The following is a 25,089-nucleotide window of genomic DNA, read 5'->3' on the forward strand; positions in this document are numbered from 1 at the left end:
TACCCATGGCAGGGGCAGGCTGCGCGCCGCGCGACCGCACATACTGAATTCCATGAACGGCACATCGCAACTCGGCGAGTTCCTCCAGGCCCGTCGCTCCCAGCTCCGTCCCGAGGACATCGGGATGCCCACCTACGGCGAGCGGCGGAGGGTCTCCGGCCTCCGGCGCGAGGAGTTGGCGCTGCTGGCCGGGGTGAGCGTGTCCTACTACACCCGGCTGGAGCAGGGGCAGTCGCTGAACGCCTCGCCCGAGGTGTTGGACGCGATCGCCGGGGCCCTGCGGCTGGACGAGGCCGAGCGGCTGCACCTGCACGACCTGGCCCGCCCGGAGCGTCAGCGCGGCCGGGGGCGGCGGCCCGCTCCGGAGCGGGTGACCGACGCGGCGCGCCAGCTGCTGGACGCCCTGGCGGACGTCCCCGCGGTGGTGATCGGCCGCCGCAGCGACGTCCTGGCCTGGAACCGGCTGGGGCACGCGCTGTTCGCCGGACACCTGGAGCCGGACGCCGCCGAGTCGCCCGCCCGGCGCCCCAACATGGCCAGGCTGGTGTTCCTCGACGCCCACACCCGCGAGCTGTACGCGGACTGGCCCAGCAAGGCCAAGGCGGTCGTGGGCAATCTGCGCCTGGTGGCAGGCCAGTACCCGCAGGACTCGGCACTGCACACGCTGGTGGGCGAACTGAGCGCCAAGAGCCCCGACTTCGCCTCGATGTGGGCCGACCACCGGGTCAAGGACTGCACGGTCGCCGCCTACGAGATGCGGCACCCGCTGGTCGGCTCGCTGACCGTCACCCAGCAGACGCTGAGCCACGGGCCCGGCCCGAACGTCGTGGTCGCCACCGCGGCGGCGGGCTCGCCCTCGCGGGCCGCGCTGGACCTGCTCTCCCAGGCCATCGACCGGCCCGCCACCGCTGCCGTCACCCCTGCCCCCACATCTGCCCCGGAAGGACGAGGGGCCCAGGTCAGCCCCGGCTGACCCCCGTCACGGCCCGCCGCCCGCACTGAGCCGGCGGCGGGCGATCACTCCCCCCGGGAACGGCCGACCGTCGGCCGCTGCCCCAACCCGCCATGGGCGCCTGCGCCCTGGCCGGACGCACCTTTCACCCATGCGCCGCCGTGTGGCTGCCGCATGCCCGAAAACAGTGAAGGAACCATGTTCACCAAGCTCTCCAAGGCCGCCCTGTCCGCCGTCGGCCTGTCCGCCGCCGCCGTCCTGGCCACCTCCGCCCTGGCCGTCCCCAGCGCCTCCGCGGCCTCGGCGCCGCTGAGCGACGCCCGTGTCGCCGTGCACTTCGACCTGGCCGCCGGCCAGACGCCGGAGAACGTCGCGCCGGCCCCGCACGGCGGCAGCTACGTCACCTTCGCCAAGGCCCGCCAGGTCGCCGAGGTCTCCCGCACGGGCACGATCCGGGTCCTGGCGACCCTGCCGCTTCCGGCCGACGGCGGCGTGCACACCCCGGCCCTCGGCTTCCCGCTGACCCTCGGCATCGTCCGCGGCCACGACGGGACGCTGTACTTCCTGTACGCCACCGGCACGGCCGACCTGACCGGCGTGTGGCGGCTGCGCCCCGGCGGACAGCCCGAGCGGATCGCCGCGCTGCCCGCCGACAGCCTGCCCAACGGCCTGGCCCTGGACGCCCGCACCGGCAGCCTGTACGTCGCCGACTCCGCACTGGGCACGGTGTGGCGCGTGCCCACCTCCGGCGGCGCCGCGCAGTCGTGGTCCACCGACCCGGCGCTGGCCCCGTCCGGATTCCTCGGCGCCAACGGCCTGAAGCTCCGCGACGGCGCGGTCTGGGTCACCAACCTGGACCGGGGCACCATCGTGCGCATCCCGGTCCTGCCGAACGGCAGCGCCGGCCAGGCCCGGGTCACCGCCACCGGGCTCACCGGGATCGACGACTTCGCCTTCACCGGGCGCGGCGACCAGATCCTCGCCGCCCTCGACACCGTCAACCAGGTCGCACTGGTCCAGCCCGACGGCAGCCACTCCATCGTGCTGACCGCGGCCGACGGGCTGGAAGGACCGACCTCCATCGCGCTGCGCGGCGACACCGTCTCCGTCCTCAGCGCCGCCTACCTCACCGGCACGGACCCCGACCTGGTCCTCGCCCACCTGAACAACTGACCCGCGCAGCCCCGCTGTTCACCCGTAACCACGCAAGGAGCCATCCATGAACGAGCTCACGCTCGGCGACGTCACGGTCACCCGCATCGAGGAGATGCACGGCCCGATCATGCCCGCCGACCAGTTCTTCCCCGACCTGCCCGAGCAGGCGTGGAAGGAGCACCGGCAGGCGCTCGTGCCCGACCACCTGGGCGCCGACGACGCCATGGTCCACACCGCCTTCCAGACCTGGCTGCTGCGCAGCGAGGGCCGGACCATCCTGATCGACACCGGCGTCGGCAACGGCAAGAGCCGCCCCGGCGTCCCGTCCTGGACCGGCCTGGAGTCGGGCTACCTCGCCAACCTCGCCCGGGCCGGCGTGCGGCCCGAGGACGTCGACGTGGTGGTCAACACCCACCTGCACGCCGACCACATCGGCTGGAACACCCGCCTGGTCGACGGCGCGTGGGTGCCCACCTTCCCGAACGCCGTCTACCTGATGCCCCGGGCCGACTTCGAGTTCTGGAACCCGGCCGGCAACCCGGACGTCGCCGGCGGCGTCAACGAGAACGCCTACGAGGACAGCATCGCCCCCGTCCACGCCGCAGGCCAGGTGCGGCTGTGGGAGGACAGCCACACCATCGACGGCAATCTGCGGCTGGAGGCCGCTCCCGGCCACACCCCGGGGTCCAGCGTCGTCACGCTGGCCTCCGGCGCCGACCGGGCCCTGTTCGCGGGCGACATCCTGCACACGCCGCTGCAGGTCGTGCACCCCGACCACAGCAGCTGCTTCTGCCAGGACCCGGCCGCCGCCCGCACCACCCGCCGCAGGCTGCTCGGCTGGGCTGCCGACACCCACGCCCTGGTCCTGCCCGCCCACTTCAGCGGACACAGCGCCCTGGAGGTCGAGCACAGCGGCGACGCCTTCGCCGTCAAGGGCTGGGCGCCGCTCGCACGGTACTGACCCACGGCAACGGCCTGCCGCCGCTCCCGGAGCACCATCCCGGGAGCGGCGGCAGGCCGTGCGCAGGCCGTGCGTCAGGTGGTGATGGTGGCGACGGTCTCCACGCCGTAGCTGCGGGCGTAGCCGTTCTCGGTGCCGACGAGCAGGTCGACGACCTCGAAGTAGCGGTCCCAGAACGGGGTTTCGCGCAGCGCGTCGATCAGCAGCCGGTAGGCGCGGTGGTCGTCCGCCTCCCAGACCCAGACGTCGGTCACGCGCGCGGAGTAGAACTCCGTGTCGTAGAAGCGTGAACGGACGCCGGTGGTACGGGACTTGATCGCGGGCAGCACCTCGGTGGCGAAGGCGTCCACGCGTTCCTGGACGGTCAGGGCGAGCCATTCGGGCGTGGTCTTGACCAGCATGAACGCCGTGACCGGCGGTTCGGTTTCCTCAGCGGGCATCAGGGGTTCCCCAAGTGGTAGGTGATCGTGGTGCGTTGGTGCGTTGGTGCGCTGGTGCTTTGTGCGTGTGCACGGTGCGGGCGGTGCGCCCTCAGCCGAGGACAGCGGGCTTGAGCGTCCGGGCGCACCAGTGCTCGAAGCCGGTGGGCGTGGCGGTGCCCAGGGTGCGGGCCACGCCGGCGTCCAGACCCTCGTCCTTGGCCCGCTTCATGTCGACGATGCCCTGGACGAACTCCTCGTTCAGGCCGTAGCCGACGAGGGTGGTGTACAGCTCGTCGAGCGGCTGGCGTTCGTAGCGCACGGGTCGGCCGAGCTGTTCGGTCATGATGCGGGCCAGGTCGTTGGGGGAGAGGTCCCGCGGGCCGAGCACCGGGACGCTGTCGGTGCCGGTCCACGAGCGGTCCAGCAGCAGGCCGGCGGCGACGGCCGCGATGTCCGCGACGGCGACGAAGGGGGCCCGGCGGTCGGCGTCGACGGAGTCGGTGAAGACGCCCTTCTCGCGGATCGAGTCGGCCTCCTCCAGGAGGTTCTCGAAGAAGGACGGGTTGGCCAGGGCCCGGTAGGCGACACCGGTCCCGGCGATCAGGTCGTCCAGGGCGAGGGAGGCGGTGACCAGCCCGGCCCGGTCGGCGAGCGGGGTGCCGCGGCCGAGCGCGGAGACGCCGACGACATGGCCCACGCCGTGGGCGGCGAGGGCCCTCACGGCTGGGCCGCTGAAGCCGCTGTAGGCGTCGTACGGGGTCAGGGTGGCGTCCGGCGGGGCGAGCCAGAATACGGCGTCGGCCCCCGCGAAGGCCCGGTCGACGACCTCGGCGTCCCCGTGCGAGCCGGTGACCACCTCGACGCGTCCGCGCACCGCGTCCGGTAGCCGGGCGGGATCGCGCACGATCACGCGCAGCTCCTCGCCCGCGGCGGGGGCGGACTCCAGGAGCAGGGGGAGCAGGTGGCGGCCGATGTTGCCGGTGGGAGCGGTAATAACGATCATGAAAACCTCGTAGGTCGTGCTGGTCGGTACACCCCTCATCCTGCGGAGGATCCCGGTGCTGCCACAATGGGAACGTCGGCACGGAATCATTGACGGAAATGGAATACCGCTGGTGAACAGCCCGGATACGGCAGCTTCGGCCCTGGACGCCAATCTCGCCGTGGCCCTGGACGCCCTGCTGGCCGAGCACAGCGTCACCCGGGCCGCCGCCCGCCTGCAGACCTCGCCCGCCGCCATGAGCCGCACCCTCGCCCGGCTGCGCCGCACCCTCCAGGATCCGCTGCTGGTCCGGGCCGGACAGACCATGGTCCCCACCCCGCGCGCCCAGGCCCTGCGGGAGGAGGCCGCAGCCGTGGTGCAGCGCCTCGGCGCCCTGCTCAGCCCCGACACCGGCGTCGACCCCGCCACCCTGCGCAGCACCTTCACCCTCCAGGCCGCCGACCTGGTCGGCGCGGCCCTGGCCCCCGGCCTGCTGCGGCTGGCCGAGCAGGAGGCGCCGGGGGTCTCGTTCCGGCTCCGGGCCGAGGAGTTGGAGGCGGGCCCGGCCCTGCGCGACGGCCGGATCGACCTGGAGGTCGGGTCCATCGACCACGTGGACCCCGAGACCCGGGTCGAGGAGCTGGTCAGCCTGCGCATGGTGGCGGCCGTCCGGCCCGGCCACCCGCTGACCGAAGGCGCACTGACACCGACCCGGCTGGCGGCCGCCGACCACGTCGCAGTCAGCCGCCGCGGCCGGTTCACCGGCCCGCTCGACACCGCCCTGGCCCGTCAGGACCTCCGGCGCCGGGTCAGCGTCGTCCTCCCCAGCCACCTGGCCGCCATGGCCCTGGCCGCCCGGAGCGACATCGTCTGCCTGGTGCCCGCCGCACTTCCCGGCGCCGCCGCCTCACCCCTGACCGGCGACGCCGTCGCGCTCGGGCTGCACCTGCTGGACATGCCCGTGGAGCTGCCGCCCCTGACCGTCGGCATGGCCTGGCACCCCCGCCATGCAGCCGACCGGGCCCACCACTGGCTTCGCAACGCCGTCCGCCGCACCCTGGCGCCCGGTCAGGGGCCGGGTCGGGGCACTGGTCAGGGCCCTGGTCAGGCCCGGGCGGCCGACCACTGAGCCCAGGTGGGCGTCCAGACCTCGGTGCCGGGCGGGCTCGGCCGTCGGGTGCCGAGGTAGTCGCGGAACGCGGCCAGGCCCGGGTGCGGGTTGTCGTCGCGCCAGATCAGCGACAGCGGGTAGACCAGCGCCGGACCGCGCACCGGAATGCGCCGTAGGTCGTAGCTGTCCGGCCACAGGTACCGCGAGCCCTCGCCGACCAGGGTCGCCAGCTCCGGGGACTCCGCGATCTCGGCCAGCAGCGCCTCGTAGCCGAACACCGGCCCGACGCGGTCGAGGGTGAGCCCGAAGGTGGCGGCGAGCTCGTCGAAGTAGCCGGCCACCTCGGTGCCGGCGGCGATGCCGGGCATCCAGATCCGGTGTCCGGCGAGTTGTGCGGGCGTGACGGAGCGGGCGTGGGCGAGCGCGTGGCGGGGCCCGACCAGCAGCTGGTGCGGTTCGTCGATCACCCGGGCGGTCCTGACGGCGTCCGGCAGCTGCTGCTGCGGGGCGACCGCGTGGAAGCTGGCGTCGATCGTCCCGGCCGCGACGGCGGCGACGGCCGCATCGACGTCGGCGTCCAGCAGGGCCACGACGTCCAGCTCGATCTCCGGATGCGCGCGGTGGAAGTCCTGCAGCAGCACGGCCGACGCGATCCGCCGGCTGACCACGTCGACGCGCAGCGCCCGGCGGCCGGGGCGGACCGAGGCGTCGGCCCGTTCCTCCACCCGCAGCAGCTCCCGGGCGTGGGGCAGGAAGGCCAGGCCGTCGATGGTGAGCTGGGCCCCGCGGGCCGTGCGGGTGAACAGACGCACCTCCAGGTCCTTCTCCAGCCCGGCGATGCGCTTGGAGACGGCCTGCTGGGTGATCGAGAGCGCGGCGGCGGCCTCCTGGAACCGGCCGGCGTCCGCAGCGGCGACGAAGGTACGCACGGCGTCGAGGTCCATGCGCCGATCATAGGCACACAACGGGAGGTTGTGGTTCCCGCCCCGGCGGGCCCACCGGCGGGGCCGAGACGTCCCGGTGCCGCCGCGGAGGCGGGCCGGGCGGCTTCAGGTGCGCAGGTAGGAGGCGCCGTTGAGGTCCAGGACCGTGCCCGAGGACCACGCGGCCTCCGGCGAGGACAGGTAGAGCACGGCGGCCGCCACCTCCTGCGGAGTGCCGACCCGTCCGAAGGGGCTCTGCTCCCGCAGCGCGTCGCCGGTCGGGCCGTCCATCTTCGCCGCCTGCCGCTCGGTCGCCACGAAGCCGGGCGCCACCGAGGTGACGGCGATCCTGTGCGGTGCCAGCGCGACGGCCATCGACTGCCCGAAGGCGTGCAGCGCGGCCTTGCTCGCGCCGTACGCGGGGAACTCCGGCTCACCGCGGAAGGCCCCGCGCGAGCCGATGTTGACGACGCTGCCCGGCGCGCCGCGCCCGATCAGGTGCCGGGCGACGCCGTAGGTCAGGTTCGCCGCACCGAGCAGGTTGACGTCGATCATGCGATGCCAGACGCGCTGCCAGTCGGCGTACGACACCTCGGCCACCGCGTGCCGGGTGTCGGCGGCCGGTGCCACGGCGGCGTTGTTCACCAGCACGTCGACCCCGCCCAGCGCCCCGACCGCCTCCTCGACGATGCGCCCGGCCGCCCGGGGGTCGCCCAGATCGCCCGCGACCAGGGCGTGGCCGTCCCCCGGCAGCAGGGCCAGGGTCTGCTCCGCGTCCTGGCGGCGGGACGCGTAGTGCACCGCCACTTTGTCCCCGCGCCCGGCGAAGGCGAGGGCCACCGCTCGTCCGATGCCCCGGGACGCCCCCGTGACCAGCACCCGCCTCATCGCGCGAAGACCTGGGACTCGTCGCGGAACGCCTTGAACTCCAGGGCGTTGCCGGCCGGATCGAGCAGGAACATCGTCCACTGCTCGGCCGGATCTCCGGGGAAGCGCCGGTAGGGCTCGATGACGAACCGGGTTCCTGCCGCCCCCAGCCGGTCGGCGAGCCGGTGGAAGTCGCCCTCGGGGAGCAGCAGGCCGAAGTGCGGCACGGGCACCGCGTGCCCGTCCACCTCGCTGCTCCCGGCGGGCGCGGAGCCGCCGGGGACGACATGGGTCACCAGCTGGTGGCCGTGCAGGTCCCAGTCGACCCAGTGGTCGGTCGAGCGCCCTTCGCTCAGCCCCAGGGCCCCGCCGTAGAACCGGCGGGCGGCGTCCAGATCGTCGACGGGGATGGCCAGGTGGAAGGCGGGGCGGACGCCGGGGCTGACGGACATGCGGGGCTCCTTCGACTCGATCGATGGCGGCTCCGACCTTGTAGCACGCAATGTCGAATGTCAACATTGGCCCATGACCAGCGCACCGCTCCCCAAAGCCACCCGCCGCGGCCTGGCGCACCAGGCGGCCGACCTCATCCGCGAGGCCGTCTTCGCCGGTCACTTCCCGCCCGGATCCCCGCTGCGCGAAGTCGACCTGGCCGCCTCGCTCGGCGTCAGCCGAGGCTCGGTGCGCGAGGGGCTCGCGGCGCTCGAACGCGAAGGGCTCGTCCACAGCGCCTGGCACCGCGGCACCACCGTCATCGACGTCGCCGCGCGGGACGTCGAGGAGGTCTACGCCGTGCGCGCCGCGCTGGACCGGCTGGCAGCCACCACCGCGCAGCGGAACGCGACCGGCGAACAACTGGACGGCCTCGACGGCCTGGTCCGCGCCATGGAGCAGGAGACCGCCGGCGAGGCGTCCGGGGCGGGGCTGCTCGCGCTCGACATCGCCTTCCACGACCGGATCTACGACGCCGCGGCCAACCGCAGGCTGGACGAGGCCTGGCGCGCCGTCCGCTCGCAGACCTACCTCTTCCAGCTGCGCCGGATCGACCTGGGCTACGAGCACTACCGCGCCCGCGTCGTCGACGAGCACCGCGAACTCGCCGAGCTGCTGCGCTCCGACGACCACGAGACCCTGGCCCGCCGCGCCGAGGAGCACGTCCACTCCGCCCGCCGCAGCCTGCTCGCCTGCCTGCGGCCCTGATTTGATCCCGCCGGATGGGCGGGCGTCCGGCCGCCGGGGAGGGGGTCGGACGCCCGCGTCAGCGAGGGAGCCGGACTACGGCTGGCGGTAGTAGACGGTGAACTGGGAGCCGCTCGCGCTCACGGCTCCCGGGTAGGAGACGAGCTGTTCGCTGTTGAGCGCGTTGAGGTACAGGTCGATCGAGGCCAGGCTGCCGCCGGTGGCCGCGGGGACGCAGCTGCCCGGCCAGGTCTGCACCCAGCAGGCGGTGGTGAACGTCAGCGAGCCGAAGTTCGGCACCGACGCGACGCTGCCGTTCACCGTCGGCGCCTCCTGGATCCACTCGGCGGTGGTGCCCGGCGCCGAGGAGGCGTGGGCGAAGTCGACGCAGACGTTCTGCGTCATGTTGCAGACCGCGAACTGGGCCAGACCGCCGTTGATCGGGGCCCAGTACGGGGTGGACGAGACGGTGTCCCCGGCGTGGACCGCGAGGTTGGTGATCCGCACCTCGCCGCCGGTGTCACCGGTGCCGTTGACGATCTCCCACCACGGGTAGTACTGGGCGGTCCCGCCGACCGAGATGTCCGACGAGGTACCGGCCTGGACGAGCGCCCCGGAGCCGGAGTTGAAACCCCCGCCGACGCCCGACCAGGTGGACGAGTAGTACGCGCCGTTCGACGAGTACCCCGGGCTCGGCACCGTGACCGCCGGGATGGTCCAACCGGCCTGCGCCACCTGCACGCCGGGCTGGGTGATCTGGTAGCCGGACCAGTTGCCGCTCTGGTACACGGTGTTCGCGGTGCCGTGGGCGGCGGCCACGGGCTGGAGCCGGTGGTTCACGGTGGAGGTCGTGCAGGTCATCGCGGTCAGCCAGGTGACGTGGTGCTCGGCGGCCTTGGCGAAGAAGCCGTCCAGCGCGGACGGGGCGCCCGCGTCCGCGGCGGTCATCGCCTGCCCGGCGCGCGGCGCGCGCACCACGGCGCCCGCGCAGCCCCGGGTGGCGTGGACCGTGACGGACGCCGCCGTGGTCGCTGTGGTCGCCGCGGCTGCCAAGGGCGTCTGGGCGCCCACCAGTGCGGTGCTCGCTAACACCGCGGCGGCCATCGCCAGATTGCGCAGTGCTCTACGCATGTCGTGGGTCTCCTCATCCTGGTCCGAACGGAAGCAGACATGACCAACGGCCGTCTGTGCTTGTCGAATTACTGAACTTCGAAGCAGAGAACGGCCGTTGGTTCCGAGTATCCAGGCGGCGGTGCCCGGCGTCGACCCACTCGCCACGGTTTCGACTGCCTTGTCGGGTTCCCGCCACTTGAGCGAACTCCCTTGCGGTAAAACGGTGTTGAGGACATCCACGGTCGTGGATGACCGGCGCGGGCGCACGTGCCCCCACGGTCAGCGATCCGCCCGCAGCAGGTTGAGGACGGGCCGGACGTTCTGCCGGTACCGGATGAGGCCGAAGACGACGGTGTCTGTCGCGGTCGTCGGTGCGGTTGCCGCCCGGGCGGCGATGCCCGGTGCCGTCGGCGTGGGCGCCCTGAATGCCGCGCGCGGTCGAAGGCCTCGGCCAGCCGCGCTTGCCGTCGAGCCCGCGCCTGTGCGCGTGAACGCCGTCTCGCCCGGCCGCTTGGCCCCGGGCGGTGACCGGCCGACCGGGTTGTCCCGGTCGGGCTGCGTCGGCCCGTCGGCGCATCGCCGCGGCGCAGCCGTTACCCTGCCGGAACGGGGCAATACTGCCTGCCGACGGAGGTGTGCGGAGCCGTGCGAGTACCGGGCTGGATCGCATGGGTGGTGGCGTGGCTGCGGGCCCATGACCCCGGGCTGGCGGCCACCCGCCGGGCCGGTCGCACCGCGCTGGTGATGCCCGCCCTGTTCGCGCTGTGCTCCGAGGTGTTCCACTCGCCCGCGATGGCCAGCTTCGCCGCGTTCGGGTCCTTCTCGATGCTGCTGCTGGTGGAGTTCCCGGGCACCATGGTGCAGCGCGTACGGGCCCATCTGAGCCTGGGCGTGTCCTGGGGCGTGCTGATCTGCCTGGGCACGCTCGTGGCCCACCGCACCTGGCTCGGGGTCGCCGTCACCGTCGTGGTCGGCTTCCTGGTGCTGTTCTCCGGCATCGTCAGTTCGGTCCTGGCCGGCTCGGCGACCGCCCTGCTGCTGGCGTTCGTGCTGCCGGTGACCAGCCCGGCGCCGCTGTCGGTGCTACCGGACCGGCTGGCCGGTGCGGGCCTGGCCACGGCCGCGGCGGTGCTGGCGGTCTGCCTGCTGTGGCCCCGGCCCTCCGTCGACCCGCTCTGCGCGCCGGCGGCCCGCGTCTGCCGTGCCGCCTCGGCCCGGATCCGCGCCGAGGCCTCCCGGCTGGACCACGGAGCGGACGCCCCGGGCGCGGAGCAGTGCCGGGCCGCCGCCGAGCAGGCCGCGCGTGCCGGGGTCGACCTGCGGCGGGCCTTCGACGCCACCCCCTACCGGCCCACCGGCCTGTCGATCACCTCCCGGGCCCTGGTCCGGCTGATCGACGAACTCACCTGGCTGGCCCGCGTCCTGGCCGACACCCCGACGTCCACGGACGACCCGCCGCCCTGCGACCCGGCGGCCCCGGCGGTACGCCGCGCCCTCGCCGACGTCCTGGACCGCGCCGCCGAACTGCTCGAGGACCTGCGGGCCGACCCCGAACGGCTCCGGCTCGCCTCCGACGGGCTGCGGGCGGCCGTCGTCCGCATGGAGCGCAGCTCGACCGGCCTGCTGCCGGTGCGGCGGCCCACCGCAGCCGCCCGGACGGACGTGGACGCCTTCGTCGCCACCCTGGACCTCTCCTTCCGGGCGCAGGAGCTGGGGTTCGCGGTGCTGCAGATCGCGGGCAACATCCACCTCGCCGCCGCGGCCGAACAGCGCAGCTGGCCCGAGCGCCTGCTCGGCCGGGAGCCCGGCGCCCTGACCGAGCCGCTGGCCGCCGCCCGCGAGCGGGCCGCAGCCCACCTCCAGCCGCACTCGGTGTGGCTGCACAACAGCCTGCGCGGCGCGGTCGGCCTCGGCATCGCCGTTGCGCTCGCCGACGTCACGGCCGTCCAGCACTCCTTCTGGATCGTGCTGGGCACCCTGTCCGTCCTGCGCTCCAGCGCCCTCAACACCGGGCAGAACGCCATGCGCGCCGTGCTCGGCACCGTCGCCGGCTCGATCATCGGAGCCGGGCTGCTGCAACTGATCGGCCACCACGGCACCCTGCTGTGGTTCCTGCTGCCCCTGGCCATCCTGCTGGCCGGGATCGCGCCCGCCGCCATCTCCTTCACCGCAGGCCAGGCCGCGTTCACCGTCACGCTGGTGGTGCTGTTCAACATCGGCCACAACCCCGACTGGCACATCGCGCTGCTGCGCGTCCAGGACATCGGGCTCGGCTGCGGGGTGAGCGTGCTGGTGGCGCTGTTCTTCTGGCCGCGCGGCGCCGGGGCCGCCGTCGAGCGGGCCCTCGCGGACGCGTACCGGGAGAGCGCCCGCTACCTGGCCGGTGCCGTGGAGTACGCCGTCGGCCACTGCACCGCCGACCCGGCCGCAACCTCCGCTCCGGTGCCGCAGGGACGCGAGGCCGCCGCCTCGGCCCGCAGGCTCGACGACGCCTTCCGCAGCTACCTCGCCGAACGCGGCTCCAAGCCGATGCCGCTGGCGAACCTGACCGCGCTGGTGACCGGCGTCGTCGGCCTGCGCCTGGTGGCGGACGCGGTCGTCTCCCTGTGGCGGCACTCGGCGCAGGGGCGCACCGAGGTGGAGCGGACCGACGCGCGCCTGGAGATCCTGGGCGCGGCCACCCGCGTCACCGACTGGTACCGGGGCCTGGCCGCCGGCCTGGACCGGGAGGCGGACATCCCGGCTCCGGTGCCGACCGACGCCGCAGCCCTGGCCCGCCTGGTCGCGTCGGTCCGCCACGACCTGAGCGACGAACGCGGACAGGCCACGGGCACCGCGGTCCGCATCATCTGGACCGGCGACCACATCGACGTCGCCCGTCGGCTCCAGCCGGGCCTGGCCGCAGCCGCGAGGCCGAAGGGCTCCGGCTGACGGCCGGCTAGGGCTGCCCTGCCGCTGCCCGGCGCTGGGCGGCGGCGAGCACCAGGGAGGCCGCGGAGGCCAGCAGCGCCGCCACGATCACCGCCGTCCAGCCGCGCCGGAAGGCGTCCAGCGCGCTCTGCGGTCCGTGCGGGGTGCCGATCAGGCTGACCGTCAGCGCCACGCCCACCACCGCGCCGATCTGCCGGGCCATCGTGGTGACGGCCGAGCCGGTGGCGAACCGCGTGGGCGGCAGCGCCGCTGCGGCGGAGCCGATCAGGGTGGGCAGGGTCAGGCCCACGCCCAGGCCGGTGAGCAGCATGCCGGGCAGCAGTTCGGCGGTGTAGCCGGGCCTGACGCCGATGGCGGACGCCCACCAGCCGATGCCCGCGGCGAACAGCAGGGTGCCGAGCGCGGCCAACCGCCCGGGGCCGAGCCTGCGCACCAGCGCGGCGCTGCCCAGCGCGACCGGCGGCACCAGCAGCGGGCCCGGGGCGATGGCCAGTCCGGTGCGCAGCGCCGAGTACCCCCATGCCTGCTGGCACCACAGGACCGAGGTCAGCAGCATCCCGGCGAAGGCGACGGTGAACAGCAGTGCGGCGGTGTTGGCCGCGGCGAAGCTGGGCACCCGCAGCAGCGGCAGTTCGACGACGGGGGCGGGGTGGCCGGCCGAGCGGCGCAGGAACCAGGCGGTCAGCAGTACGGCCGCGAGCAGGCCGCCGAGGACCCGGGCCGAGCCCCAGCCCCAGTCGTCGCCCTTGACCAGGGCCACGGCGAGAACGGCGATCGCGGCGGTGAGCAGCCCCGCGCCGAACAGGTCCGGCAGCGGTCCCTGCTCCTGGCCGCGCAGCCTGGGCAGCACACGGGCACCGACGGCGAGTGCGGCTGCGCCGACCGGGACGTTGGCGATGAACACCCAGCGCCAGTCGGCCTCGACCAGCAGTCCGCCGAGGACCGGTCCCAACCCGGCGGCGATTCCGCCGATCGAGGCCCAGGCCCGGATGGCGGAGGGGCGCTCGGCCGGAGGAGTGGCGTCCAGCAGCAGCGCCAGCGAGGTCGGCATCAGTGCGGCGGCGCCCGCCGCCTGGACCACCCGGGCGGCGTCCAGCCAGCCGACGGCCGGGGCGAGCGCGCAGAGTGCGGAGGCGGTGGTGAAGACGGCCAGCCCGGCGAGGAACACCCGGCGGTGTCCGATCCGGTCCGCCAGCCGCCCGGCGACGACCAGCAGGGCGGCGAAGACGATGGCGTAGCCGTTCAGCACCCAGGAGAGGGTGGCCAGGCTGCTGCCGTGGAAGTGCCGCTGCATCGCCGGAAGGGCGACGTTGACGATGAACAGGTCGAGGTTCGACACGAACACCGCGGCGGCCACCACCAGGAACGCGGCCCGACGGTGCGGCCGGTCCCGGTCGGCCGGTGCGGCTACTGAGTTTGATATTCCAACTGTCTCCATGCCCGGGAACGCTAGCGGTAGTGAGTCCGAGAACACAACCCTCTGTGGCAGGCTGGTGGAGTGACCCAGCCCACCGACCCCCCGCACACCGACCCCCAGCACACCGAAGGCCGTCCTGCCGCCGCTCCGCTGCCGGGCCGCCCCTGCTCCATCGCCGCCGCGCTGCAGATCCTCGGCGAGAAGTGGGCGCTGCTCGCCGTGCGCGAGCTGTTCTACGGCAACCACCGCTTCGACCGGATCGTCCGCAACACCGGTGCCCCGCGCGACCGGCTCACTGCCCGGCTGCGCGCCCTGGAAGAGGCCGGGGTGGTCGAACGCCGCGCCTACAGCGAGCGCCCGCCGCGCTACGAGTACCACCTCACCGAGGCCGGACGGGACCTCGCCCCGCTCACCCAGGCGCTGCTCGCCTGGGGCGACCGCTGGGTGACGCCGGAGCCGCCGGTGGTGCTCCGGCACCATCCGACCGGCCACCCGGACCATCCCGACCACCCGCTGGACGCGGCCTGGACCTGCCGAACCTGCGGGGCGGAGGTGCGGGGCCCGGACGTCAGCCTGGACATCCGCTCCCCGGGCTGGGACCGCCAGGGCCCCACCGCCCCGAGGCCGGAGGCCGTACCGGAATCGGGGGCCGCGCCCGGGCGGTGAGCCACGCTCGGACGGCGGCACACCGGGGGCGGCGGACGACTGCGGCCGGGGCGGGACCATTGGAACGCTCTGTGACGGGTAGGCGCTCTTTCCCACGGCCCTGGTCAAGGAGAAGCCCCCGATGCGCGTGACGTCCGTAAAAGCAACCGGCTGGGCACAGTCGTTCCCGATCTCGGGGGGTGTCCAGGCGAGTCGGCGCTGGGTGCGCCGCCACCTGGACACCCTGGGATGGAACGAGTGGGCGCCCGACATCGCCGACGCGGTCGAGCTGACCGTCTCCGAGCTGGTGACCAACGCCCACTTCCACGCCCACAGCACTGCGCAGCTCGTCCTCGTCTGGGACAACCGCTACCTGCACGTCAGCGTCCACGACGGCTGCCGCGACCTGCCGACCACCGGCACCCCCGACGAGAACGCCACGGGCGGGCGCGGCATCGTGCTCGTCGACGCGCTCGCCGACGCCTGGGGCGCCCAGCAGCAGTCCCACGGAAAGACCGTCACCGCCAGCTTCCACGGACCCATACCGCTGCGCTGCGACCCGCCGTGCCGGCCGAGCAGCGGGCGTGACGCCGACAGACAGTGACCGCTGCCTCCGTGCGGTGATCGGCTGAAAATATTCCGCGACGGGTGCGGAAATCCGCGCGCAGCGGGAAGGCGTCCCTCGCGGTCGGGGATGACCCCGGCGTACTGCCCCCACGGCACACGACGGAGCCGGACATGCCACTGATCAACTTCGACGAGCTGCACCGCCTGGTCAGAGCACTCGAGAACCTCAAGCGGCCGGACGCCCCGAGCAGCGGGGCCTTGGCAGCGCAGTCCGGGGAAGACCTGTACTACACCCTCTGCGTCACCGTCGGCACATGCGGACCCGCCGCCGCCCTGGCGCGGGCCCGCGCCCTGCTCGCCTCCCGATGCGAACTGGGCACGGCCGCCTGACCCGCGCCGACCTGACGACCGGTCACACCCCTGCCCCGGTCACACCACTGCCCCCCGCGCCGCTAGAGGACCACCTCGTCGAGCTTTCCGGTGGCCACGTCGAAGACGAAGCCGCGCACCTGGTCGGTGTGCGGCACGAACGGGCTGGCCTTGATCCGGGCCGCCGACTGCCGGACGTCGGTCTCCAGATCGGCGAACGCCTCGGCCGCCCAGGGCGGTTTGATGCCGGTCTCCTCGCGGATGGACTCCCGGAAGGCGTCGTCGCCGAACGTCAGCATGCCGCAGTCGGTGTGGTGGATGAGGATGATCTCCCGCGTGCCCAGCAGGCGCTGGCTGATGGCGAGCGAGCGGATGGCGTCGTCGGTGGCGACGCCGCCCGCGTTGCGGATCACATGCGAGTCGCCCTCGGCCAGGCCGAGCACGCCGTAGACGTTGAGCCGCGCATCCATGCAGGCCAGAACGGCGGTGTGGCGGGCGGGCGGCAGCGGCAGCGGGCCGGTGAAGTCCGACGCGTAGACGGTGTTGTTGTCGAGGTACTGCTCGGTGCTCGTGCGTGCTTCGGTCATGACCATCTCCTTGGGAACGCTCAGGGGATCCGCGGGGGAGTGTTCAACGGTGAGCGCGACACGCGGCGCTGGACAGGCGCCCGAAGTCCACATGGCGACGGCGTACGAGCACGGTCATGAAGCCAGCCTAGACCCGCGCCGGACCGGCGCACCACGGGAACCACCTGGGCCCCGCCGCTGCGGATCACGGCAGCAACTCGACGTACCCGTCGGTGCCGTGCACGCGGATCCGCTGCCCGTCCCGGATCAGCCGGGTGGCCTGCTCCACGCCCACGACGGCCGGCAGGCCGTACTCCCGGGCGATCACCGCGCCGTGGGTCATCAGGCCGCCGACCTCCGTCACCAGGCCCGCGACGCCGACGAACAGCGGCGACCAGCTGGGGTCGGTGAAGGTCGTGACCAGGATGTCGCCCGCCTCGAGATCGGCCTGCGCCAGGTCGAGGACGACCCGGGCCCGCCCCTCGACCGTCCCGGCCGAGACCGGCAGGCCGACCAGGGCGCCGGTCGGCACGTCCGTACGCCGGTACGCCCCGGTGAGGGCCTCGCCGTCCGAGGTGAGCACCCGGGGCGGCGTGAGCGCGTGGTACGACCGGAACGCCTCCTTGCGCTGCCGGATGAGCCGGCCGTCCACCCGGTTGCTGCGCACGGCGTCGCGGAACTCCTGGAAGGTGAGGTGGAAGACGTCCTCCGGCCGGGGCAGCACACCGGCCTGCACCAGGCGCTCGGCCTCCGCCAACAGGGCCTGCTTGTAGAGGAAGTAGCGGCAGACGATGCCGTACTTCGGGTACTCCCGGTAGCCGATGAAGGTCCTGACCCGGTCGATCATCCGCTTGGTCTCGTCGGCCTTCCGGTCCCCGTCCGGCAGGGCCCGCAGTCGCGCCAGCACGTCCTGCTCCTTCTGCTGCGCCCTGCGCCGCCCCTGCTCGAAGCGCTGCTCGGCGGCGCCCGGCCCGAAGTTCCGGACGTTGTCCAGGATCAGCGGCACCAGCGTGCTGGGGCGTTCGCGCCAGCGCGGCCGGGTGATGTCGATCTCGCCGACGCAGCGCATGCCGTACCGGTCGAGGTACGCCTCGATGGCGTCGCGCGCCTCGCTCCCGCCCGGGAGCTTCGCCAGCCCGTCCAGGAAGCCCTCGTCCTCGACGCCCTGCAGGAACGCCACCAGCTGCGGATGCGGGCGGATCACGTCCGCGACGTCGAGCAGCGCCAGCCCCATCTCCGAGGTGATGTTGCCGGGGGCGGACAGCGTCAGCGTGTCAGCCACGTTCTTCTCGCCCAGCCACTCCTGCAGCCTGTCGTTGAGCCACCAGGTGGCCTCCATTCCCGCCATGATCACCTGGAGGTTCAGCGGATCGCCGAGAACACGCTTGTGCTCCTCGAAGGCCTCCGCCAGGAAGTCGAACAGCGCCGGGCCGCTCGTGGACCGCAGGCCGCGCTCCAGGGCGGCGATGGACGCCCGACTGCGCTCGATCAGCCCGGTGACGATGGCCGGATCGGTCTCGATCGGGGCGGGCACAGCACCGGACGGCGGCCCGCCGGGGCCCGGGTCCGGAAGCGGCACGACGAAGCCGTCGCGCTCCAGGACGGTCTCCAGTGCGTCCCTGACCAGCGGATCGCCCTTGCCCAGGGCGTCCAGCAGACCGGCGCGGCTCGCGGGCGAGGCCAGTCGGCGGGTGACGTCGACGAACAGCCGCCCGCCCGCCTCGTGCATCGGCACCATGGCCGTCAGCCGCCACATGGACAGCCCCAGCGGCTTCATCGGATCGGTCATCATCTGGCCGTGACCGACCGAGACGTAGACGTGGTTCTCCTGGTCGGCGGCCTCGGGAACGGGGAACAGCGTCGTGATCGGCCGGCTCTGGACCACCTGGAAGCCGTCGTCGACCAGGCACCATTCGATGTCCTGCGGGCGGCCGGCCTGCGCCTCGATCCGCCGCCCGAGCCGCACCAGCCGCACGACCTGGTCGTCCGTCAGCGCCGGTTGCTGCTGCCGCTGCGCGTCGACCGCCACCAGCTGCGTGCCGCCGGTCGGCAGCGGGAGAACCGCACGCTGCTTGGCGCCGATCGTCCGGGCGACGACCTCGCCGCGGCGCACCCGGAAGACGTCCGGGTTCACCAGGCCGGAGACCACGGCCTCGCCCAGGCCGAAGGCGGCGTCCACGGTGGCGACCGTCCGGTCGCCGGTGACCGGGTCGGCCGTGAACAGGACGCCGGAGGCGTCCGGGACCACCATCCGCTGCACCACCACGGCCATCCGGACCGCACGGTGGTCGATGCCGTGCTGCCGGCGGTAGGCCACGGCCCGGTCGGTGAACAGCGAGGCCCAGCACCGGCTGACGTGCCGGAGGACCGCCGCCGGTCCGACCACGTTCAGGTAGGTGTCCTGCTGGCCGGCGAAGGAGGCCGTCGGCAGGTCCTCCGCCGTCGCGCTGGAACGCACGGCGTAACCGGCCTGCTCGCCGAGCCCGGCCAGCGCGCGGACGATCGCCGCCGCGATGTCGTCCGGGACGGCGACCCCCTCGATGGTCCGGCGGATCCGCGCGCTGAGCGTGCGGGCCGCCGCCTGGTCGTCCGGGGCCGGCCGCGACAACTGGTCGAGCTGAGCGCCGATCGACGGCTCCTGCGCCATGGTCCGCAGGAAGGCGTCCGTCGTCACGCAGAAGCCCTCCGGCACCCGGACGCCCTCGATCCGCGCCACCCCGCCCAGCTGCGCACCCTTGCCGCCGACGAGCGCGAGCTGATCCCCGTCGACCTCGTGCAGATCCAGCACGTACTGCTCCGTCACTCCTGCTGCCTTCCCTCTGACCACACCCACGGCCTGCCCTGTTTCCGCAGGTTGCGGCATCAGCCGACGATTCTGCGCCCTGACCGGGGCCTTGCGGCAAGCCCCCCGGTGCGCTATACGTTGGGAGTGGCAAGGAGAGGGCTCTCCTTGCCACTACTTGTTCGCCGGACTACTGGATCCAGCCCCGTTCCCGGGCGATGCGGACCGCGGTGTGGCGGTTGTCGGCGGACAGCTTGGCGGTGGCGGCGGACAGGTAGTTGCGCACCGTCCCCTGCGAGAGCGAGGCGCGCCGGGCGACCTCGGCGATCGGCGCGCCGTCCGCCGCGAGTTCCAGGACCTGCGCCTCACGCGCGGTCAGTACGGAGTCACCGGCGCTGATGGCGTCGGCGGCCAGCTCCGGATCCACATAGCGGCCACCCGCGTGCAGGCTGCGGATGATCTCGGCCAGCCGGGCCGCGGACACCGTCTTCGGGACGAAGCCGCGCACCCCGGCGGCCAGGGCCCGCTTGAGGTGCCCGGGACGTCCGTGGCTGGTGACGATCAGCGTCCGGCAGCCGGGCAGTTCGGCGTGGAGCGCGGCGGCCACCGCGACCCCGTCCAGCCCGCCCGGCATCTGCAGGTCCAGTACCGCCACGTCGGGCCGGTGCGCCCGGGCCATCGCCAGCGCCTCCGGGCCGGAGGCGGCCTCGGCCACCACCAGCAGGTCGTTCTCGTAGGACAGCAGGGCGGCGACCGCACCGCGGATCAGGTGCTCGTCGTCGGCCAGCAGCACCCGCACCGGCTCGCTCACAGGGCCGCGCTCCGCTGCCGCGCCGGCGAAGCCTCGGGCGCCGAATCCTCGGGCAGCGAGGCCTCTGGCAGGGGCACCTCGGCGGTCAGCCGGAAGCTGCCGTCGCCCGCCTCGACGGCCAGGGCGCCGCCGAGCACGGCCAGCCGTTCGCGGAGCCCGACCAGGCCGGAGCCGGACGGGGCGCGGCTGTCGGCGGGCACCCCGTCGTTGACCACGGACAGCACGGCCGCGCCGTCCGTGGTCAGCCGAATGGTGCAGCTACGGGCCTCGCTGTGGCGCAGCACATTGGTGGTGGCCTCGCGGACCACCCAGCCCAGGGCGGCCTGCACCTCGGACGGCAGCGCATCGCCGTCCTGCCCCTCGGCCCGCCCGTCGATGCCCGCCGCGCGGAGCACGGACAGCGCCCCGGTGAGTTCCGTGGCCAGGTCGGCCCGGCGGTAGCCGCGGACCACCGCGCGCACCTCGCGCTGCGACTCCCGGGCGATCCGCTGCACCTCGATCATCTGCTCCACCGCCTCCGCCCGGCCGTGCCGGGCCAGCTGCGCCGCCAGCTCGCTCTTGAGCGCGATCACCGCCAGGTTCCGACCCATCACATCGTGCAGGTCGCGGCCGAAGCGCAGCCGCTCCTCGGCGACGGCGAGCTGCGACTCCAGCTCCCGGGCCGCATCCAGCTCCCGGACCACGCTCATCAGCCACACCGAGCAGCCGTTGGTGAACATCATCAGCGCCCCCGTGCCCAGCGCGGCGGCGGCGAATCCGGCCACCGCCCCGCCCGGCAGTCCCAGCGCGGCGCAGGCCGCGGCCAGCAGGGCAGCTGCGCCCAGCAGGCAGTACACCAGCTCGCGGAGCCCGTGGATGCCGAGGACCATCGCGCCCAGACCGAAGCCGATCAGGCCCACGGCCAGGACCGCGACGTCCACGCCACGGCCGAGGACGCCGCTCGTCCGCAGCGCCAGGGCGAGCACCGCGCCCGCCACGGACAAGGCGGCGACGGCGACGAGCAGCCGGACCGGCCGCTCCCGGCGGCCGGTCAGCCAGTCCAGGCCCCTGGCGGAGAGCAGCGCGCACAGCGCGGCGTGCGCCGCCACCAGCCCGAGCAGCCCGATCCACGCCCCCGGCGGGGCGCCGCCGATCAGCGAGCCGGCCAGCATGCCCAGCTCGGACAGGGCGAAGAAGTGGAACGAGGACCGGGTGTACAACTCGATCCGCGCGGGGTCGCTCCGCCGCTGCCACCAGCCGGTCAGGATTGCCATCGGTCCCTCCGGGGCCTGGTCGCGGCACGGGTCGTCGGCGGCGCGGGTCGTCGGCGGACGGGTCATCAGCGGCGCGGTTCCCAGCGGAACCAGCGGCGTACGGCGTAGCCGGAGAGCAGCGTCCAGGCCAGCGCGGCGCCCAGGTCGCGCAGCACCGGGGCCGGACCGGCCGCCGCGCCGCCGACCCAGCCCGCCCGTACCAGGTCCAGCACCGGGGTCAGCGGGAGCCACCGGCAGACCTCCCCCATCAGTTGCGGCATCGACGCCAGCGGGATCAGCAGGCCCGAGCCTACCGCCGAGAGCACCAGCAGCGGCGCCGTGGTGAGCTGCGCCAGTTCCACGCTGCGGGTCAGGGTCGAGGACGCGGCGGCCAGGACGACCTGCATCACGATGCCCAGGACGAGCGCCGCCAGCAGCAGGTCCGGCCGCCGGGGCAGGCCCAGGTGCAGCAGCGCGGTCCCGGCGGCGACCAGGGCCAGGCACTGGGCCAGTGCCACGGCCACGGCCGGGACGGCGGTTCCGGCCAGGATCTCCAGGTCGGTCGGCTCGCCGGTGCGCAGCCGCTTCAGCACCCGCTCCTCCCGGCGCGCGACATAGGCGGTGACCAGGTTGTAGTAGACGACGTACAGCAGCACCAGGCCGATGCCGCCGATCGTCAGCTGCCGGTTCAGCTGCCCGATCGCCCCGCTGCCGGACAGTTGTCCCATGGCGGGCCGCCAGGCCGCGACCGAGCCGACCGGCAGCAGCAGGGCGACGGCGAGGGCGGTGCGGTTGCGCAGCAGCAGGGTCAGCTCGGCGCGTCCGAGCGCGCGTACCCGGGTGGCGGCGGTCATCGTCCTGCCCTTTCCGCTGCCGTGTCCGGCGCCAGGTCGTCCGCCGTGTCCCCGGCGATGGCCAGGAAGGCCTCCTCCAGCGAGGCCGTCCGCGCGTCCAGCCGGTCCAGCGGGAACCGCGCCTGCTCGGCCCACCGCAGCAGTGCGGTGAGGGTGTGCTGGAGCCGGTCGGTGTGCAGCACCATCCGGCCGTCGCGCAGCTCGTGCCGCAGGACGCCGATCTGCGGGAGCGGCGGCAGGTCGCCGGGGTGCCGGTCCGGCGGCAGGTCGAAGGTGATCCGGGCCGGGCGGGCGCCGGTCACCTCGGCGGGGGTGCCGAGGGCGACGATCCGGCCCTGGCGCATGATGGCCAGCCGGTCGGCGAGCGCCTCCGCCTCCTCCAGGTAGTGCGTGGTCAGCAGCACGGTGGTGCCCTCGGCCCGCAGCGCGCGGACCAGCTCCCAGGTGTGGTGCCGGCCCTCCGGGTCCAGGCCGGTGGTCGGCTCGTCCAGGAACAGCACCTGCGGTCGGCCCAGCAGTGCCAGCGCCAGGTCCAGTCGGCGCCGCTCGCCGCCGGACAGCTGCCTGACCCGCACCCCGCTCTTGCCGCCCAGCCCGACCAGGTCCAGCGCTTCCTGCCGGGGCCGGGCGCCGCTGACGCAGCCGGCCCACATCCGCGCGGTCTCGGCCACCGTCAACTCGGCCGGGAATCCGCCCTCCTGGAGCATCACCCCGGTCCTCGGACGGACCAGGGCCCGCTCCGTGTGCGGATCCCGGCCCAGCACCCGGACCGTGCCGTCGCTCGGCCGGGCCAGCCCCTCCAGCAGTTCCAGGGTGGACGTCTTGCCCGCCCCGTTGGTCCCCAGCAGCGCGAACAACTCGCCCCGCCCCACCGAGAACGACACCCCTCGTACCGCCTCGAAGCCGCCCCCGTAACGGCGGCGCGCACCGGCGGCCTCGATCACCTTCGCTCCGTTGTCCATGCTCCAAGCCTCGGGCCGGCGGAGCGCGCCGGGCAGTGCGGACCGTCACCAACACCCATGACAAACCTCACTGCTGGGCGGGCAGCGACCTGAGGCCCCGGCCGAAGGTGGCGGCCAGGGCGGAGGCGGCGACCAGCAGCGGGAAGGCCAGCATCGCGGCACGGCCGGGGACTTGCGCCAGCAGCGCTCCCGCGAGGGCGGGCGCCAGGGCGGCGGCCGAGGTGGCGGCCAGCAGGATCACGCTGACCACCCGGCCCTGGAGGCGGTCCGGGGTGATGGCCGCCTGGTAGCCGAAGAGGGCGGCGTTGGCGGTGGGGCCGAGGAACACCGCGGCGGCCAGGGGCACCGCGGTCACGACGCTGGGGGACAGCAGCACGCTCACCGCCATCAGCACGGCGGTGGACCAGCAGATCGTGGTGATCAGCGCGGGCAGGCGCAGCCGGCGCTGGAGGGACGGCGCGGCGAAGGCCCCGAGGAAGCCGCCCACCCCGAGGACCGTGGTGACCAGGCCGACGAGGACCGGGGACATCCCGGAGCGCCGCAGCGAGATGGTCATGGCGAAGATCATGCCGGTGAACGCCATGTTGAGCGGCGCGGCGATCACCAGCAGCGCCCGCAGGAACGGATTGCCCAGCACGAACCGCAGCCCCTCCCAGCCGCCCGCGTCCGCGGACGGCGCGGTCTGCGGCCGGGGCTGCTGCAGGGGTCGGCGGATGCACACCACGGCCACCAGCGACAGCAGGAAGGTCAGCGCGTTGCCGAAGAACGGCAGCGCCCTGGCCAGCCCGAACAGCAGGCCGCCCAGGGGCGGTCCGGCCAGCGACGTGCCGTAGGAGCGCGCCTCGTTGCGGGCGACGGCGGAGACGATCTGGTCGGGGCGCACCAGGCTGCGGACCGCGGCGTACTCGGCGGTGCTGAAGACGGCCGTCGCGGCGGAGCCCCCGGCCACGACGGCCAGGATCACCGCCAGGTCGGCCACGCCGGTCACCACCGCGCAGGCGAGGACGGCGTACGCGACGACCCGGAAGGCATCGCAGACGATCATCAGCCGGCGCCGGTCGCAGCGGTCGACCAGGACGCCGGCCGGCAGCCGGCAGACCGTGGTGACGACCAGCGCGGCCGTGCCGACGAGACCGGCCTGGGTCGGGGAGCCGGTCAGTTGCAGCACCAGCAGCGGCAGGGCCAGCCCGGCCATGGCGCTGCCCGCGTCGGAGAGGCACTGGCCGGTCCAGAGCAGGTTGAAGGCGCGGTTGCGCCACAGGCTCGGCGACGGGTCGGCGGCCGGGGTGTCGGTGGCGTCCTCGGTGGCGGGCCGCATCAGGCGGGCTCCGTCGCGGGGACGGCCGGCGCCGTGGTGGGGACGACCAGCATCCTGGTCACCGAGCCGTCGTCGCCGACGACGTCGCGCAGGTGCCGGAAGCCCAGGCGGCGGCACATGGTCAGGCTGGCGGTGTTCTCCGCGCCCACCATCCCGTAGACCTCGGTGAGCCCGAGGTCCTCGGCGGAGTGGCGCAGCAGGCCGCGGATCACCTCGCTGCCCAGCCCCCGGCCCCAGAACTGCGGGGCGAGCGCCGTGACGAGTTCGTGGCCGTCGACGTTTCCGGTCCGCTTCACCTCCGCGTGCCCGGCGTACGCCCCGTCCAGCCACAGGCCCCACACGTCGAATCTGCGGGTGGGGTAGACGTCGGTCAGGATCGCGCGGAACAGCGCGCGGATGTCCGGCTCGGGCGCCAGCTCCTGGCCCATCCAGCGGCACACGTCCTCGTTGCGCAGCAGGGCGGTGAAGACGTCCTCGTCCTCGGCCCGGTAGGGGAGGAAATCCAGGTGCTCGGTGCGCAGGGCGGGGGTCATGGCGGGCTCCTCGGAGGTGTCGGGGGTCGGGAGTGGGGTGCGGGTGCGGTGCGGTGTTCGGACGGCGGGGTGTCCGGACGGCGGGGCGGCGGGCTGCGGACGTCGGGCGGTGGCGTTCGGGGCGGGCCGGGGGCGCCGGCCGCGGCGTGCGGACGGCGCCCCCGTGCGGCGGCCTGGTCAGGCCCCGGTGTTCTCCATGCGCTCGCGCAGGCTGCGCGGGCGCATGTCGGTCCAGACCTCGTCGACGTAGGCGGAGCACTCCGCCTCGGTGCCCTCCTTGCCGACGGGCTGCCAGCCCGCGGGAACCTCGATGTCGACCGGCCACAGCGAGTACTGCTCCTCGTCGTTGCGCAGCACCTGGTAGCGGGTGTTCTCGTCCATGTCGCGTTCCTTCGTCATCGGCGTGTCGTTGTTCGGGTGTCGTCACTGCGGTGCGC

At 74.0% G+C, this 25,089-nt stretch carries 25 protein-coding genes; 9 read left to right on the forward strand and 16 right to left on the reverse strand.

Annotation, left to right across the window (positions count from 1 at the left end):
- Positions 1–52 precede the first annotated feature (52 nt).
- From GXW83_RS14505 to GXW83_RS14515, 3 genes are all read left to right on the forward strand, one after another.
- A complete protein-coding gene (locus GXW83_RS14505) occupies positions 53–973 on the forward strand; it encodes a helix-turn-helix domain-containing protein (RefSeq protein WP_182443476.1) in 921 nt (306 codons plus the stop codon).
- Positions 974–1,150: 177 nt separating this feature from the next.
- Positions 1,151–2,125: a hypothetical protein gene (locus GXW83_RS14510; RefSeq protein WP_182443477.1), complete on the forward strand. Its 975-nt coding sequence runs from the start codon at positions 1,151–1,153 to the stop codon at positions 2,123–2,125.
- A gap of 46 nt (positions 2,126–2,171) precedes the next feature.
- Positions 2,172–3,068, forward strand: coding sequence for an MBL fold metallo-hydrolase (locus GXW83_RS14515; RefSeq protein WP_182443478.1), 897 nt, complete (start codon positions 2,172–2,174; stop codon positions 3,066–3,068).
- Positions 3,069–3,142: 74 nt separating this feature from the next.
- Here GXW83_RS14515 and GXW83_RS14520 read toward each other — a convergent pair whose 3' ends face one another.
- Positions 3,143–3,508 carry a darcynin family protein gene (locus GXW83_RS14520; protein ID WP_182443479.1) on the reverse strand — a complete coding sequence of 122 codons (366 nt, stop codon included), beginning with the start codon at positions 3,506–3,508 and terminating at the stop codon, positions 3,143–3,145.
- 91 nt (positions 3,509–3,599) lie between these two features.
- Positions 3,600–4,493, reverse strand: coding sequence for an NAD(P)H-binding protein (locus GXW83_RS14525; protein ID WP_182447311.1), 894 nt, complete (start codon positions 4,491–4,493; stop codon positions 3,600–3,602).
- A 112-nt stretch (positions 4,494–4,605) separates the two neighbouring features.
- On the opposite strand from GXW83_RS14525, the gene GXW83_RS14530 reads away from it, so the two are divergent.
- Positions 4,606–5,601, forward strand: coding sequence for a LysR family transcriptional regulator (locus tag GXW83_RS14530; RefSeq protein WP_182443480.1), 996 nt, complete (start codon positions 4,606–4,608; stop codon positions 5,599–5,601).
- Here GXW83_RS14530 and GXW83_RS14535 read toward each other — a convergent pair.
- From GXW83_RS14535 to GXW83_RS14545, 3 genes are all read right to left on the reverse strand, one after another.
- The gene (locus GXW83_RS14535; RefSeq protein ID WP_182443481.1) at positions 5,577–6,527 is read right to left on the reverse strand and encodes a LysR family transcriptional regulator; all 951 of its coding nucleotides are present in this window, start codon (positions 6,525–6,527) and stop codon (positions 5,577–5,579) included. The genes GXW83_RS14530 and GXW83_RS14535 overlap by 25 nt on opposite strands.
- A gap of 105 nt (positions 6,528–6,632) precedes the next feature.
- Positions 6,633–7,394: an SDR family NAD(P)-dependent oxidoreductase gene (locus GXW83_RS14540; protein WP_182443482.1), complete on the reverse strand. Its 762-nt coding sequence runs from the start codon at positions 7,392–7,394 to the stop codon at positions 6,633–6,635.
- Positions 7,391–7,825, reverse strand: a complete 435-nt coding sequence (locus tag GXW83_RS14545; protein WP_182443483.1) for a VOC family protein — start codon at positions 7,823–7,825, stop codon at positions 7,391–7,393. The genes GXW83_RS14540 and GXW83_RS14545 overlap by 4 nt, the downstream gene beginning before the upstream one ends.
- Positions 7,826–7,898: 73 nt before the next feature.
- Here GXW83_RS14545 and GXW83_RS14550 point away from each other — a divergent pair, with 73 nt between their 5' ends.
- Positions 7,899–8,573 (forward strand): GntR family transcriptional regulator, encoded by a 675-nt coding sequence (locus GXW83_RS14550; protein ID WP_182443484.1) that lies wholly within the window; start codon positions 7,899–7,901, stop codon positions 8,571–8,573.
- Between the two features lie 75 nt (positions 8,574–8,648).
- Here the strand turns inward: GXW83_RS14550 and GXW83_RS14555 are convergent, their stop codons facing one another.
- Complete coding sequence (locus GXW83_RS14555; RefSeq protein WP_182443485.1) at positions 8,649–9,683, reverse strand: G1 family glutamic endopeptidase; 1,035 nt, start codon at positions 9,681–9,683, stop codon at positions 8,649–8,651.
- Positions 9,684–10,310: 627 nt separating this feature from the next.
- Here GXW83_RS14555 and GXW83_RS14560 point away from each other — a divergent pair.
- Complete coding sequence (locus GXW83_RS14560) at positions 10,311–12,596, forward strand: FUSC family protein (protein WP_225446982.1); 2,286 nt, start codon at positions 10,311–10,313, stop codon at positions 12,594–12,596.
- A 7-nt stretch (positions 12,597–12,603) separates the two neighbouring features.
- On the opposite strand, the gene GXW83_RS14565 is transcribed toward GXW83_RS14560, so the two are convergent.
- On the reverse strand, positions 12,604–14,034 hold the full coding sequence (locus tag GXW83_RS14565; RefSeq protein ID WP_182443486.1) for an MFS transporter: 1,431 nt from the start codon (positions 14,032–14,034) through the stop codon (positions 12,604–12,606).
- Between the two features lie 60 nt (positions 14,035–14,094).
- Between GXW83_RS14565 and GXW83_RS14570 the strand changes: the two genes are divergently transcribed.
- From GXW83_RS14570 to GXW83_RS14580, 3 genes are all read left to right on the forward strand, one after another.
- Complete coding sequence (locus GXW83_RS14570) at positions 14,095–14,679, forward strand: winged helix-turn-helix transcriptional regulator (RefSeq protein WP_370466680.1); 585 nt, start codon at positions 14,095–14,097, stop codon at positions 14,677–14,679.
- Between the two features lie 121 nt (positions 14,680–14,800).
- Complete coding sequence (locus tag GXW83_RS14575; protein ID WP_182443487.1) at positions 14,801–15,262, forward strand: ATP-binding protein; 462 nt, start codon at positions 14,801–14,803, stop codon at positions 15,260–15,262.
- A 134-nt stretch (positions 15,263–15,396) separates the two neighbouring features.
- The gene (locus GXW83_RS14580) at positions 15,397–15,615 is read left to right on the forward strand and encodes a DUF5133 domain-containing protein (RefSeq protein ID WP_182443488.1); all 219 of its coding nucleotides are present in this window, start codon (positions 15,397–15,399) and stop codon (positions 15,613–15,615) included.
- A 62-nt stretch (positions 15,616–15,677) separates the two neighbouring features.
- Here GXW83_RS14580 and GXW83_RS14585 read toward each other — a convergent pair whose 3' ends face one another.
- The 9 genes from GXW83_RS14585 to GXW83_RS14625 all read right to left on the reverse strand — a co-directional run bounded on the left by GXW83_RS14585 (position 15,678) and on the right by GXW83_RS14625 (position 25,033).
- On the reverse strand, positions 15,678–16,181 hold the full coding sequence (locus GXW83_RS14585; RefSeq protein WP_182443489.1) for a carbonic anhydrase: 504 nt from the start codon (positions 16,179–16,181) through the stop codon (positions 15,678–15,680).
- Positions 16,182–16,365: 184 nt separating this feature from the next.
- On the reverse strand, positions 16,366–18,963 hold the full coding sequence (rph, locus tag GXW83_RS14590) for a rifamycin-inactivating phosphotransferase (protein ID WP_182443490.1): 2,598 nt from the start codon (positions 18,961–18,963) through the stop codon (positions 16,366–16,368).
- Between the two features lie 169 nt (positions 18,964–19,132).
- Entirely contained in the window at positions 19,133–19,753 is a 621-nt protein-coding gene (locus tag GXW83_RS14595; protein WP_182443491.1) for a response regulator transcription factor, read from the reverse strand.
- Positions 19,750–21,006 (reverse strand): sensor histidine kinase, encoded by a 1,257-nt coding sequence (locus GXW83_RS14600; RefSeq protein WP_182443492.1) that lies wholly within the window; start codon positions 21,004–21,006, stop codon positions 19,750–19,752. Before GXW83_RS14600 ends, GXW83_RS14595 begins: the two co-directional genes overlap by 4 nt.
- 65 nt (positions 21,007–21,071) lie before the next feature.
- Positions 21,072–21,839, reverse strand: a complete 768-nt coding sequence (locus GXW83_RS14605; protein WP_182443493.1) for an ABC transporter permease — start codon at positions 21,837–21,839, stop codon at positions 21,072–21,074.
- On the reverse strand, positions 21,836–22,801 hold the full coding sequence (locus GXW83_RS14610) for an ABC transporter ATP-binding protein (RefSeq protein ID WP_182443494.1): 966 nt from the start codon (positions 22,799–22,801) through the stop codon (positions 21,836–21,838). The genes GXW83_RS14605 and GXW83_RS14610 overlap by 4 nt, the downstream gene beginning before the upstream one ends.
- A 67-nt stretch (positions 22,802–22,868) precedes the next feature.
- A complete protein-coding gene (locus GXW83_RS14615) occupies positions 22,869–24,119 on the reverse strand; it encodes an MFS transporter (protein WP_182443495.1) in 1,251 nt (416 codons plus the stop codon).
- Entirely contained in the window at positions 24,119–24,652 is a 534-nt protein-coding gene (locus GXW83_RS14620) for a GNAT family N-acetyltransferase (RefSeq protein WP_182443496.1), read from the reverse strand. The genes GXW83_RS14615 and GXW83_RS14620 overlap by 1 nt, the downstream gene beginning before the upstream one ends.
- A 177-nt stretch (positions 24,653–24,829) precedes the next feature.
- Entirely contained in the window at positions 24,830–25,033 is a 204-nt protein-coding gene (locus GXW83_RS14625) for an MbtH family NRPS accessory protein (RefSeq protein ID WP_182443497.1), read from the reverse strand.
- Positions 25,034–25,089 lie beyond the last annotated feature (56 nt).

The sequence above is a fragment of the Streptacidiphilus sp. PB12-B1b genome (assembly GCF_014084125.1).
Lineage (GTDB): Bacteria > Actinomycetota > Actinomycetes > Streptomycetales > Streptomycetaceae > Streptacidiphilus.